This is a genomic window from Gluconobacter sp. Dm-74 (genome assembly GCF_018256135.1).
Lineage (GTDB): Bacteria > Pseudomonadota > Alphaproteobacteria > Acetobacterales > Acetobacteraceae > Gluconobacter > Gluconobacter cadivus.
The window spans coordinates 105335-119138 of sequence record NZ_JAERLX010000008.1 but is presented as its reverse complement, the minus strand read 5'-3'; the positions used below and the strand labels follow the sequence as shown (position 1 = coordinate 119138).

The window sequence follows — 13804 nt, the reverse complement described above, 5'->3', positions numbered from 1 at the left end:
CGGACCTGCCTTAATATGATTTACGGAAAACCCCTTCTTCTGGCCGGATGTGCTGTCGTCCTGCTGACCGGCCTCGCCTGGACGGCGGATCGTTTCTTCGTGGGCGATGGTATCCGTCAGGAAACCAACGATGCCTATGTCACAGCCGATTTCACGACCGTAGCGCCGAAAGTCTCGGGCCGCATCGACCGCGTGCTGGCCGAAGACAACGAATATGTCCATGCCGGAGAAGAACTTGCCCATATCGAGGACGACGATTATCGCGCGGCTTTGGATGCGGCCCATGGCGATACGGCTGCGGCTCAGGGCGATGTGAACAATCTTCAGGCCCTACTGGACCGTCAGAACTCCATCGTCGATGCGGCAAAATATACCGTGCAGTCCGACGAGGCTGCGCTGATTTTTGCACGCCAGAATGCGGCCCGGTATCGCAATCTGTCCGCAGGGGGCGCCAGTACGACCGAACAGCAGCAGGGCGCGGAAGCCCGGCAGCTTGAAGCGGTTGCGGCCCTTGCCCGCGACAAGGCCGGAACCAGTACGGCTGAACAGCAGGTCGCAGTGCTGAAGGCGCAGCTTGAAAAGGCTCAGGGTGCGTTGCTGAAGGCGAAAAGTGCCGAGCATCAAGCCGAACTGAACCTGTCCTACTGCACCATTCCCGCGCCGGTGGACGGCGTGGTGGGAGAGCGCGGCGTGCGTGTCGGTGCCTATGTCCATCCGGGCACAGGGCTGCTGGCGGTTGTGCCGGTCCGCAAGGCCTATGTGCTGGCGAATTTTCAGGAAACCCAGCTCACGAAAGTCCAGACCGGGCAAAGTGCGACGGTCTTGGTTGATACCTTCCCCGGTCATCCGCTCAAGGCCCATGTGGACAGTCTGGCCCCGGCCACAGGTGTGGCTTTCGCTGCTATCCAGCCTGATAACGCGACCGGAAACTTCACGAAAGTGGTCCAGCGCGTCCCGGTCAAGCTGACCTTCGATCCCGGCCAGCCTCTAGCGGAGAAGGTTCGTGTCGGCATGTCGGTCGAAGCACGGATCGACACGTCTTCGACGCCTGAGGGCACCCATTCCCATGACGCACGGTATCTCTGGAAATGAGAGCTTCCATGTCCACCCTCTCACGCTGCTTTCTTCTGGGGCTCACCGCGCTGTCTGCCTGTACGGTCGGACCAGACTATCATCGGCCCTACCCACATGCCCCCGCGCACTGGCATCAGAGCCTGCCCCCCGCTGCCAGTCATCCGCAGGAAACCCTTGCCGTCGATGCACAATGGTGGCGGATCTATCATGACCCCACGCTGACGGCGCTGGAGGAAGACGTAGCACGCAACAATCTCGATCTGCGTGAAGCCACCCTGCATTTCACGGAAAGTCAGGCAGAACGCCGGATCGCCAGTGCGGCGCAGATGCCGCATATGGAAGGTGCTGCGTCCTATGCCCGTGAACGCGCCAGCACAAACGGTATTCTCGGCCTTCTGGGAACCATGCAACAAGCCGGGCCCGGCGAAATTGCCAGCGGCCAGCAGGGCTTTGGACCGGCGGCTATGGATGGCGCGAAGGGCAACCCGTCTTTCAATCTGCCACAATACGGGCTAAGTGCGTCATGGGAGGTCGATTTCTGGGGGCATGTGCGCCGTCAGGTCGAGGCAGCTACCGCGGCCATGCATGAAACGGACGAGCTGCGCCGCGGCGTGCTGGTCTCCCTCATGGCGGAAACCGCGCAGGATTATCTGAGCCTGCGCAATATCCAGACCCAGATTGGCATCACGCAGCAAAGCATCGCCATTGCCGAGCACAGTGTGAAACTGACGGAACTCCGCTTTGCGCAGGGCACGGCGACAAAACTCGATGTCGCCTATTCCCGCGGTCAGATGCATGGTTTTGAGGCGCGTCTTCCTGTGCTGAAAAGCCAGGAAGTGCACCTCGTGAATGCCCTGAGCTTCCTGACCGCACAGCAACCGGGCGCTTTGAAAGACACGCTCGGGTTTGTTCAAGCCATTCCGTCCGTTCCTGCTGACATTCCGGTCGGTTTGCCCTCCGAACTGGCCGAGCGCCGTCCCGATGTGCGGGCGGCAGAAAACCATCTCCATGCCGCGACAGCGAGTATCGGTGTTGCCGTCGCAGATTTTTTCCCACGCGTAACGCTGTCTGGCAGTCTGGATATTCAGGCGTTGCAGTTCAGCGGATTGGGTTCATGGGCGTCGCGTCAGTACGGGTTCGGTCCGACCATGACCCTTCCTCTGTTCGAAGGGGGCCGTTTGACGGGACAGCTTCATCTGCGTCGCGCCCAGCAGAAGGAAGCGGCGATTGCGTTGCAGCGTACGCTTCTGAAAGCATGGGAAGACGTCGATGATTCCATGGCGGACCTGAGTGCCGCGCAGGAGCGTCGAAACCGACTGGAAGAAACTGTCTCGGAAGATGAGACCGCCGTCCATATCGCGCAGCTTCAGTATAGTCAGGGGGCGGGCGATTTCCTCAATGTCCTGACCACGCAGAATGCCCTTCTGGCAAGCCGAAGCGCTCTGACTGAATCAAGCGCAAATGTCTCGATCTCCGTCGCTCGTCTGTACCGCTCTCTTGGAGGAGGCTGGGAGAATGGAGACCCTTCACATAAACGTGGCGCGCCATGACACGCGAACAGGTCCAGACTTACAACCCATTGAAATGGCAGGTGACGTGGGATGTATATCGGGATTGATCTGGGGACGTCAGGAGTCAAGGTGGTTCTGGTGGACGGAGCGCAGCATGTGCTGGCTTCGGAAACGGTGGCACTGAAGGTCTCGCGTCCCCACGAAGGATGGAGCGAGCAAAACCCGGATGACTGGCTCGCGGCCACGCTTGCAGCCATCGACGCGCTGACAAAGGCCTATCCGTCCGAAGTCTCGCAGGTCACGGGCATCGGGCTTTCGGGGCAACAGCATGGCGCGGTCCTGCTCGATGGCGACGGTAAGGTGCTTCGTCCCTGCATATTGTGGAACGATACGCGGGCCGAGGCCGAGTGCGAAATATTTGAGCATCGTTTCCCTGAGAGCCGCGCGGTGACCGGCAACATCGCCATGCCGGGCTTCACCGCGCCGAAGCTGATCTGGGTCGCAGAACATGAAAAGGACATTTTCGCGAAGACGCGTCTCGTGCTTCTGCCCAAAGCGTGGCTTCGTTTTGCCATGACGGGCGAGGCGATCGAAGACATGTCCGACGCATCGGGCACGTTATGGCTTGATGTCGGACAGCGCCGCTGGTCGGAAGAAGCGCTGTCTGCAACAGGGCTTTCACTCTCCCACATGCCGGAGTTAAGAGAGGGAAGCGAGGCCGCTGGCGTTCTCAAACCCGATCTCGTGCAGCGTTGGGGCATGCGCAAAGCGCCAGTCTTTGCGGGAAGTGCGGGAGACAATGCAGCCGGTGCAGTGGGGTTAGGTGCGACAAAGCCGGGGGATGCCTTTCTTTCGCTTGGCACTTCCGGAGTAGTCTGGGTGACGACAGATTCCTATCGCGGCGGTGCCCGGGACGCCATTCATGCGTTCTGTCATGCGGTGCCGGGTGTATGGCACCAGATGGGCGTAACGCTCTCGGCTGCGGCATCCCTGGCATGGTGGTCGCGCGTGACGGGAATGAAAGAAGCAGAGCTACTGGCCGAATTGCCTGAGTCGCCCGAAGCCCCCTCTCCCGTGCTGTTTGCACCCTATCTTTCAGGTGAACGCACACCGCACAATGATGGAGCGGTACGGGGTGGCTTTGCTCTCCTTTCACAGGATACGACACGCGCGCAGATGACTCAGGCTGTGCTTGAAGGAGTTGCATTTTCGTTTCGCGATGCATTGGAGGGGTTAAGGGCGTCCGGATCTGAAGTCACGGAGGCTGCGGTCATCGGCGGCGGGTCGCGCAGTGCATTGTGGGTAGCGATCTTGGCCTCAGTGCTGGGAATTCCGCTGCATCGTTTGGCCAATGGCGAAACAGGCGGAGCATTTGGAGCCGCGCGACTGGCACGTCTGGCGGTCACAGGCGAGGACGTGGAAACCGTATGTCTGTCGCCTGAGCGCGCGGAGACGACTACCCCCAATGAAGCGCTGCGTCATGCGTATGAGGCTGCCTATGCGGGCTATCGCACGCTCTATCCGGGCCTTGCGACCGTGAGAACAGTGCTCGCGAAAAAAGAGAATGCGTGAAAAATCGTTGTATTCTTGTCTAGTGACCAAGAATAACAACGAAGGCAGTTAGAAAAAAACGCCTGATTACCAATGTTTCTGAACGAATAGAAATCGCAGGGACCATATTCCGGTTCCTGCGAACTCGCACCAATTCTGAACGCGCTCGAGAAGCACTTGCATACTGTGCAAAGACATCTCTCGTAATCAAAAAATCGCCTGTCTCGGCGCCAGGTACTGACGACCTGGTGGTCGCAGGCGTTCGGCTTCGTCCCGATTTGAAAAGATATATTTTGGTATAATTTGTAATAAATGCGTTTCTTTTCATTTCAAAATCACGCTGCTATCGATGTGCAAATGATAATGATTATCATATGAATTTCCGATTGGGACCTGCTGACGTGAACCTGCGCCCTGTAACGCGTTACGCCATAACCAGCCTTCTGGCCTCCACATTCCTGGCTACCGTGGCTCCTGCCGCGGTACAGGCCGAAGACATGCAAGAGAAACCCGCTGCTCTCGAAAAACGTGTCGATTCCAAAAAGAAAAAAGCGCCATTGAAGACGCATTCAGGAAAAGATCGGGATGTGGGGCCACCGGCAGCGCGTGACAAAACTGCTCCCACAGCTGAAAATATCATCGTCCGTTCCCAGAGATGGGATCGTGGAAGCTATACCGCCCCTTCCACCAGCGCATCCACGGGACTTCCTCTCAGTCTTCGCGAAACGCCCCAGACCGTAACGGTCATGACACGACAGGTCATGGACGATCAGCAGATCAACAGCCTGGATGACGTCCTGAACACCACACCTGGTGTCACATCCTACGCCAACGATAATGCCGGTCGTACGACTTATCGTGCACGTGGTTTCAACATCACCAACTACAAGATCGATGGCATGCAGATTGATGCCACTACAAGCTTCGGTGGTGTTGGGTCCTCCATGAATATGGACCTGTATGAGAATGTCCAGATCGTCCGTGGGGCCAATGGTCTTCTGGGCGGGACAGGTGATCCGTCCGCAACCATTTATCTGCAGCGCAAAACGCCAACCAAAGAGTTCTCAGCGAATGGCCTGCTTCGACTGGGCAACTGGAATGAGCATCGTGTCATGGCGGATATCAACACTCCGCTGAATCATTCCGGCACGATCCGCAGCCGATATGTCTTCACATGGGATGACACGGATACATTCCGTGTCCGGGAGCACGTCAATCGTTTGGGCGCGCTTGCCAATTTCGCTGCGGACCTCTCCGTGCGGGATACACTGAGTTTTGGCTTCCAGTATGAACGAACCCGTAATGACGGCGCCTCATGGGGAACCAACGTTCCGATCTGGTATGCTGACGGTACACGCACGCACCTGCCCCGCAGCACCAACCCGGCCGCGGACTGGAGCCAGGCTACCCGCGACCAGTACACGGCTTTCATCAACTACGATCATGATTTTTCAGCCGGCTGGCACCTCAAGGTCGGCTATATGCGGACGCAAGGCAGTTCCTACAGCAATCTTGGCGTTGCCAAAATCAACAATGCCGCCAAAAATGTCGGGGGCTATGCCGGTTTCTGGAATCAGGATGGCACAGGTGGCTACCTCAACGCGCTTCACGCAGAATATGCCGATGCGCGTGATAATGCAGATGTTCATATCTCGGGCCCGATCCATTTTCTTGGACACGAGCATCAGATCGTTTTCGGTTTCAACGGGTACAATGACGAACTGACACAATACACATTCAGCAAAGCGCTCGGAAATTGCAGCATCGCGGGCGTTACGCCCTATTCGGGCTGCCAGTATCGTGCGGCAGGATTGCCCATTGCCAACTGGCAGACCTGGGATGGTTCATATCCGGATTTTATGACGCATCGAACAAAAGCACGCGAAGTCGATGTGACGCGCAATTACGGGGCCTACACATCAGGCCGCTTCATTCTTGCCAAAGGCCTTTCGCTGATCCTTGGCGGCCGGGTAAGTACTTACGAAGCCTATAGCGGTACATATAATGTGCAGAATCAGTATTCAGGCGCGACAGGAACAGGACGCCAGAATGCCGTTCTGACGCCTTATGCAGGCATGGTGTATGATTTTACAAAGACGATGTCCGTTTATGGCAGTTACACCAATATCTTCACCCCCCAATCCAATCTGAGAGATGCCAACAATCAGCCTCTCAGCCCTGTGATGGGGAAAAGTTATGAAACGGGTTTGAAGGGGTCGTTCTTCAAACAACGCCTGAATACTTCTCTTGCTTTTTATCTGAACAGACAGAGCAATGTGGCGGAAGCGACGGGTGCCACCAACACAACGACGGGCGAGTCCATTTACCGATCCGTCAATGGCGTCAAAACCGAAGGCATTGATCTTGACGCTTCAGGCGAGCTTCTGCCGGGCTGGAATGTCTTCTTCGGTTATAGCTATCTTTACGAAAAAGGTCTGAGCTATCGGCAGGACCCACATCATCTCGTGCGCCTGACCACAAGCTATACATTTCCCGGTGTGCTGCATCGTCTGACCATAGGCGGCGGCATTTCCAGCCAGACGAGCACAGAATGGACCACCAATCCTGGCCGTCCGCTCGGCAACGGGAAATATGACAGTTCCAACCTGCGTGTGAGCGGGTACACCCTCATCAATCTTATGGCACGCTACCGTTTGGCCAAGTGGATCGACGTTGCTGGCAACATCACCAATCTGACGGACAAGACCTATGTCAGACAGGCCGGATTTTATGACGGGATGATCTTCGGAGAGCCCAGAACCTTCAGTTTCACAATCCGCGGTCATTATTGAAAATAGAACAGGATCTGTTTGTAAAACCACAAATCTACATTTTTGCTGATGGGACTGGCCTTCAAGAAGAGAAGGCCCAGCCTACCTTCTCACTCCAGATCAGAGGACGGGTAAAACCTGCGGGCAACCCGTTCCATGGTCAGTCCCTGCACGATAATGGTAAATACGACGACCCCATAACAGACTGGCAGCAGCAGATCGCGCAAGTTTCCGGGCGGGAGCCCAAGCGCCAGCGAAACCGAAATGCCGCCACGCAGACCGCCCCAGGTCAGGATCCCAAGAACACGGCCCCGCTCCCATTGCCTGAGGTGAACCGGAAGCGTTGAAAGCAGCACACTCAAAGCCCGTACGGCAATAGACAGCGGGATTATGGCAAGTGTCGCCAGTATCGCAAAGACATTCGGTGTAATTTCGAGAATTTCGAAACCGATGAGCATGAACAGAAGGACGTTCAGAACCTCGTCAATGAGTGTCCATGCGACGTCGAGTTCCTTTCGGGATGCCTCATCGAAAACGGAATGGCTATAGCTTGTTCCAAAGCACAGCCCCGCCACCACGACGGCAATCGCCCCCGACATGCCAAGCTGGTTGGCGATACTGAAGGTTCCAGTCGCCAAAGCCAATGACGTCAACAGGTCAATGTGCGGGTCGCGCTGTCCTTTAAGCACACGGAGTGCAACCCATCCGGTCAGCGCGCCCAGTAGGCCGCCACCAATCGCCTCGCGGCAAAAACTCAGAGCGATCTGGGAGGCAGTCACGCCCAGACTGTCCCCAGTCGCCAGTCCGATCGTGACGCCGAAAATCACCACGCCTACGCCGTCATTGAACAGGCTCTCCCCTGCGAAAACGGCCTGAATCGGCCCCGGCAATCCGAGACGTTTCAGCATGCCGACGACCGAAACCGGATCGGTTGGCGCGAGAATGGCCCCAAGGACGATGCACCACGCAAAAGGAATGGCATGACCCAACAGAGGGAAGACGTACCATACCGCGATCGCCAGAAAGGCAACCGCCAGAACGGTGCCGAGAACAGAGAGGGCAGCCACGGAGGCAAGCTTTGCGCGGAGATGCCCGACATTTACCTGCATGGCCCCGGCAAACAGAAGGAGAGACAATGCGCCATTCAGAAGAGCCGTCGGCAGATTGATGGCACCCAACACGGATCGTGGAAGAGCCTGAAGGTCATAAGCCGGAAGCAACGGATTCAGGATCATGATCAGCAGAGACGCCAGCAATGAAAAGACTAGCACGCCAATCGTCACAGGAACACGAAGCGTGTGATGATTGAGAATACTGAACGCTGCCGAGAGAGTCAGAAGCAGGGCGAGGAGGCTGATGGTGTCCATATCCTCATCGCTGGCTTCTCCCGCTTCCTGCGTCAAGAAAAACCGGAAGGGTCTGCTTTGCGAAACCGGTCATGGCTATTTTGACAATCAGGGAGAGCAGGACAGCAGACAGGTGACAATCGCATTCTTAGCCCCCATGCCCGAGGCGGTGGCCAAGTGGAAATCCGTGGAACCGGGCTTGCCAGACGATCAGGAACCCAGCGACTGCAAGCCCCATTACAGCCCAGGGAAACGATACAACTCCCCAGGTCTCAAGCAACACACCGCCCAGAATTCCACCTCCCGCGATGGCGCTATTCCAGGCGACGACATTCATCGACAATGCAACGTCCGCCCCTTCGCCAGCCGCATCGGCCAGTGCTGTCTGAAGTAACGTTGCAGCACCGCCGAATGTCAGGCCCCATATCGCGACCCCCATTATGATCACTACTGGCGACGCTGATCCGACTGCAAAAATAACCGCAACAACGGCGAATATTGCCAGACTGACCAGAACGGAAAGCCGCAGGGCGTGATCGACCGTGCGACTGGTCAGCCAGATGCCAGCCAACGCAGCAATACCAAAGAGCAGAAGAATACCATCTGCGTGCGGCGCCAACCCGGCAGGTGTGATGAACGGCACGATATAGGTGTAGAGCACATTATGCGCGAGCATCCAGGTTATCACAACGCCCAGCACAGACCGTACGCCCGGAGTTCGCAGAACATACCCGAACGGCTGACGTTCGTGGTGCGCAAGCCCCGGAAAATCAGGAACGCTCGTCAGAACCCAGAGGATCAGCAGCAGAGTTGATCCTGACATGATCGCGAAGGCCAGTCTCCAGCCCACAGCAACGCCCAGCCATGTTCCAGCCGGAACACCCAGAGAAAGCGCGATCGGTGTGCCTACCATGGCAATGGCCAGAGCGCGCCCCTGCTGAGAGCGCGTCACCATCTTGCGCGCATAACCCGCCAGCAGGGCCCAGGCGAGCCCTGCTGCTGCACCCGCGCCATAACGGGCAACAAGGGTCACTCCATAATGCTTTGAAAATGCCGTGACGGAATTAAAGACTACAAAACCAATGATCGCCAGCAGAAGAACCCGTCTTCGCCGCCATCGCTGGGTAGCAAGTGTCAGCGGGATCGCAGCACTCAGGGAACCCAAAGCATAGGCCGTCACCATCTGTCCTGCCAGCGCCGGGGCAATATGCAGGTCAGCTCCAATCTGGGGCAACAGGCCCGCCGGGAGAGTTTCGGTCATGATGCAGATAAAGCCTGTCATCGCCAGTGCGAGCAAACCAGCTACAGGCAGTCCGCCATCGAGTTCCTTGCGGGAATCTGTCGTATCGAGGGTCATATGGCTCTCATATATGGATCGTTCGATCTATATATGAGAGGTGCAAAATCTTGGCAATTATTTCTGGATCATTTAATATAAAAGTCTTTCAGAAGGAGTGGCAGCATGGCGCGGACCGGGCGTCCTCGTGAGTTTGACAGGGACAAGGCGATTGATGCGGCCACCACACTTTTCTGGGTACAAGGATATGAACCAACGTCCCTGACGCAGCTCAAGACCTGCATGGGCAATATTTCGCCAGCAAGCTTCTACGCTGCGTTCGGCTCAAAGGAAGCCCTCTTCCACGAAGTCGTGCAGCATTATCTGGCGACCTACGGACAGGTCATGGCGCCTTTATGGGACGAGAGTCTGTCACCACGCGATGCGATCGAGCGAACGTTACGCTGTTCAGCGCATATGCAGGCGGCTCGGACGCATCCTTGCGGATGCCTGATCGTTTCAGGTGCCAGTAATTGCTCGCCCGAGAACCAGTCTGTTCAGGCTCTTCTTAGTGAACAGCGGCAGCAGACGCGGGCTGGCCTCCGTGCGTGTGTAAAGCGCGCCGTTGCCAACGGCGAACTGCGGGATTGTCCCGTAACTAAGGCGCTGCCCAATATTCTCGTGACATTTTTCCATGGCATGACATGTGAAGCCCGGGATGGAGCAACATCAGAAGATCTGGATGCAGCAATCACCTCTCTCCTAATGTTGTGGGACGCCAATGCAGTGTCATCCGAAACAGAAATACGCTGACTACCGGCATTCACGCTGGGCAGGCAGGCTCTGCATCCTTGCCATGAAAGGCGGCCTGATCCGGTAGGGTCTGAGTATCTGAAAACCGGCCGGATGACAGGAATATCCTCGTCAAAAGTCTTTGAAGTTGCGACTATCTGGACGCCACCCCGCTTCCGGAAAAGAAAGGTCACAGCACTCCGTCGGTCAACATCTCACCATCGGCGCCAATACGAAAATCTGCGCTACCCTCCGTCACCAGCAGCCGGCTGTACTCACAGACACCTTCTCCGAGGCACGTCGTTACGCGCTTGATACGCATCAAAGCAGACTGCTCGGAAACACTGAGCCACTGAGCGACATCAGCCGAAGCTTTGGACAGGCCGATGGAAATATCTGCATGGGCAACCTGAAACTTGAAAATATCCCGAAGGATCGCTGTTGATGTCATGGAAGCAGCAAGGTCAGGTGACACAAGAGGGGCAAGCCGGGCGGGATAAAAAACTTCCGTCACTCCCAAAGGTCCTTCTTCGGACCGATAACCACGACGAATGAACAATGTCTCGTCATTTGATGATAAGGCCAGAGCAACTTCTTCAGGAGGACGGCGCATCTGGTAATCCAGCAACGCCATTTCTGGACTCAGACCTTTTCCGGCCAGAATTTCAAAAAACGAATGAATCGTTTTCTGCCGCCCTGGCCGATGCAGGGCCCCTACAAATGTCCCACGTCCATGTTGCCGGACGACGACATCCCGTTCAGCGAGATAGGACAACGCCTGACGGATGGTAATGCGACTAACACCATACATCAGACACAGCTCAGCCTCGGATGGGAGCCGCTCCATGAAACGGCTGTCCTTGCCAATCAACCCGGAAATATGATGCCCAACCTGAAGGTAAAGCGGCGTCGGGCCATTCGTATCGAGCGCTGACGAGAACATGGAGTTAGGCATAAAGAAAAAATTCCAGAAAACGTTTCACTTTTGGATTGAAGAGCACACCGAAACCCGGTACCAAGACGTCCTATAACAACCTAATACGTCTTTGCCGATTCAGTCACTGTTTTGTGCCAGCGTCGGGAGAGATTCGGGCCTTTCTGGCGTCTCCGCAGTGTTTGAGAGCTTCTTCCATGCGTGCTTCAACCTTCCTGAGTACCGCCGTTATCGGCAACATGTTCTGTATGGCAGCCTACGCTGCTCCTGTTGCGGATACAAAGCACGTCGGGGAGAAGCGCCACTCTTCCGCCACCGGCAAGAGCGTGAAGCCCTCCCCTTCCCGGCCAGAAGTCATCCGGGTGTCCGCAGAATCCGTGGCAGGCGGCCGCATGGCTCCCCAGAATGGCACGAAATCACGCAGCGAGATTACTCAGGCCTATATCGCCAAGCAGGCACCGACACCTAACGTCTTCAAGCTGCTCGGCAACCTTCCCGGCGCCAATGTCGCCAGTGCTGACCCCTTCGGGATGGTGAGCGGCAACATGACGATCCGTGGCATGAACAGCGATCAGATCGGCTTCACCGTCGAGGGTGCGCCTCTGAACGATATCGGTTCCTACATGGCTTTTCCAACCGAATGGGTAGATTCCGAGAACCTGCGTGAAGTGACGATGCAGCAGGGGTCCGCTAATCTGGACTCTCCCGTCATTGGGGCTTCAGGCGGAATTGTGTCGATGAACCTGCTTGATCCGTCTCACAAAATGGGCGCCACGATTGCAGGGTCTTTCGGGTCTTACAACACACACCGCGAATATGTTCGCCTTCAAAGCGGCGACATCGGTAACACCGGAATGCGGGCTTTCGTCGCATGGTCACATCTGGAAGAGCCGCATTTCCGTGGCGCTGGAGACGATCACAAGCAGCATATTGACGCAAAAATGGTCAAAGACTGGATGAACGGAAGCCGAAGCACCGTTGCACTGACCTTTGATGATTCCATGAAGGTAGCTTACCTGAACCCCTCCCTGTCTGCCTGGCAGGAATATGGTCGAGGCGCCAATTATAGTAGAGATTTTTCGCCGACAGACACCAAATACTGGAAACTGCACCAGAGTCCTTATCGCGTTCTGATCCTGAGCGCGCCGCAGAATATCGTCGTCAATGACAAACTCGGGTTTGATTTCACGCCGTATTTTTACTGGAATTCTGGCACGATCGCCTCGGCGTCTCTTCTGTCTGAAAACGCCATCTATTCCGGGACACAAAAATACAGCATCGACCTGAACGGTAATGGCACGACCACCGATAAGGTGATGATGTATACGCCGTTCGGTACACCTTACGTTTATCGCCCCGGTCTTGTCTCAAAGGTTCATTATACTATTGGCAAGCATACGCTGGTGTTTGGATATTGGTTCGACTGGTCCAGGCAGCGCATGGTCAATCCGTACAGCGCGATTGGAGAAAATGGCGGACCGGCAAATGTCTGGGGGTATCTGGGAAATGTAAAACTGGCTGATGGCACACGCCTTGCAAGTTATGACAACCTGACCATCACGCGCGTCAATACTCTGTTCTTCGGTGACACGTTCAACGCACTGCATAACCGTTTGCGAGTGGAAGCAGGAATCAAGGAGTCTATGGTAACCCGCATCGGTTACAACTACCTGCCTGGCGCACAATACCGCACCACCATGAATGCGGCCGTTGCGACGCCTAATCTGGGTGCACGTTATCGTATTGACAGTCATAGCCAGATCTTTGCAGACGTTGCGACCAATTTCCGCACACCAACGCTGAATGCGCTCTACAACACCTACAGCGCATCAACCGGAAAGGTGGCGACGCAGGCCAATACTGCCCAGAAAACTGAGTATTCGATCTCTGAAGAACTTGGTTACCGCTATCAGGGCGACATCCTGGACGGCTCCATCACATTCTTCAACTATAACTTCACGAACCGTCAGGTTTCTACACAGGTTACGATCAACAACGCGCAGATTACCCAGAACATCAATGCAGGCGGCCAGACGTCGCGCGGCGTAGACATCGAGATTGGTCTGCGCCCGTGGCATCATCTGCGCCCCTACATCTCGGCAGAATATCTGCACGCAACGATCGATAACAACTACAAGGTTGGAGCAGACTATCTTCCAACGGCTGGTAAAACTGCTGTGCGCAGCCCGAATGTGCAGGCATCCGTGGGGCTCGACTATGATGATGGAACATATTTCGCAGGATTTTCCGTCAAGTATGTCGGACGGCAGTTCTCAACTTTCATGAATGACCAGGCCATGCCAGGATATGTCAACGCGGATATGAACTTCGGTTATCGTGCACCCAAGATCTTCCACACACATCCCGAAATCAGGCTGAATCTTATGAATGTCGGCGATAACAAGTATCTCTCCGGTGTGGCTGGTGTCGCAGCGTCCTCACGCGCAGCACGCGGGATCTATGGCAGCACCATCGCATCCCAAGGGTCGCCGACATACTATGTTGCCGGAAGTTTCGCGGCTCTTGTTACAGCCAAAATTGACCTTTGA

The 13804-nt window shown here is 55.9% G+C and carries 9 protein-coding genes; 6 read left to right on the top strand and 3 right to left on the bottom strand.

Annotated features, from left to right (window positions below; translation table 11 throughout):
- The first annotated feature begins 15 nt into the window (after window positions 1–15).
- The 4 genes from JK208_RS11810 to JK208_RS11795 all read left to right on the top strand — a co-directional run bounded on the left by JK208_RS11810 (window position 16) and on the right by JK208_RS11795 (window position 6928).
- Window positions 16–1092 (top strand): HlyD family secretion protein, encoded by a 1077-nt coding sequence (locus JK208_RS11810; RefSeq protein ID WP_211576349.1) that lies wholly within the window; start codon window positions 16–18, stop codon window positions 1090–1092.
- A gap of 8 nt (window positions 1093–1100) precedes the next feature.
- Window positions 1101–2624, top strand: a complete 1524-nt coding sequence (locus JK208_RS11805) for an efflux transporter outer membrane subunit (protein WP_408872112.1) — start codon at window positions 1101–1103, stop codon at window positions 2622–2624.
- Between the two features lie 51 nt (window positions 2625–2675).
- Window positions 2676–4157 carry a xylulokinase gene (gene xylB, locus JK208_RS11800; protein WP_211576347.1) on the top strand — a complete coding sequence of 494 codons (1482 nt, stop codon included), beginning with the start codon at window positions 2676–2678 and terminating at the stop codon, window positions 4155–4157.
- Window positions 4158–4537: 380 nt separating this feature from the next.
- A complete protein-coding gene (locus JK208_RS11795; protein ID WP_349291988.1) occupies window positions 4538–6928 on the top strand; it encodes a TonB-dependent siderophore receptor in 2391 nt (796 codons plus the stop codon).
- Between the two features lie 89 nt (window positions 6929–7017).
- Here JK208_RS11795 and JK208_RS11790 read toward each other — a convergent pair whose 3' ends face one another.
- Complete coding sequence (locus JK208_RS11790; protein ID WP_211576377.1) at window positions 7018–8274, bottom strand: sodium:proton antiporter; 1257 nt, start codon at window positions 8272–8274, stop codon at window positions 7018–7020.
- 127 nt (window positions 8275–8401) lie between these two features.
- Window positions 8402–9610 carry an MFS transporter gene (locus JK208_RS11785; RefSeq protein WP_211576346.1) on the bottom strand — a complete coding sequence of 403 codons (1209 nt, stop codon included), beginning with the start codon at window positions 9608–9610 and terminating at the stop codon, window positions 8402–8404.
- 105 nt (window positions 9611–9715) lie between these two features.
- Between JK208_RS11785 and JK208_RS11780 the strand changes: the two genes are divergently transcribed.
- Window positions 9716–10342 (top strand): TetR/AcrR family transcriptional regulator, encoded by a 627-nt coding sequence (locus JK208_RS11780; protein WP_211576345.1) that lies wholly within the window; start codon window positions 9716–9718, stop codon window positions 10340–10342.
- Between the two features lie 169 nt (window positions 10343–10511).
- Here JK208_RS11780 and JK208_RS11775 read toward each other — a convergent pair whose 3' ends face one another.
- Complete coding sequence (locus tag JK208_RS11775) at window positions 10512–11264, bottom strand: GntR family transcriptional regulator (protein ID WP_283092430.1); 753 nt, start codon at window positions 11262–11264, stop codon at window positions 10512–10514.
- Window positions 11265–11452: 188 nt separating this feature from the next.
- On the opposite strand from JK208_RS11775, the gene JK208_RS11770 reads away from it, so the two are divergent.
- Window positions 11453–13804: a TonB-dependent receptor gene (locus JK208_RS11770; RefSeq protein WP_194268753.1), complete on the top strand. Its 2352-nt coding sequence runs from the start codon at window positions 11453–11455 to the stop codon at window positions 13802–13804.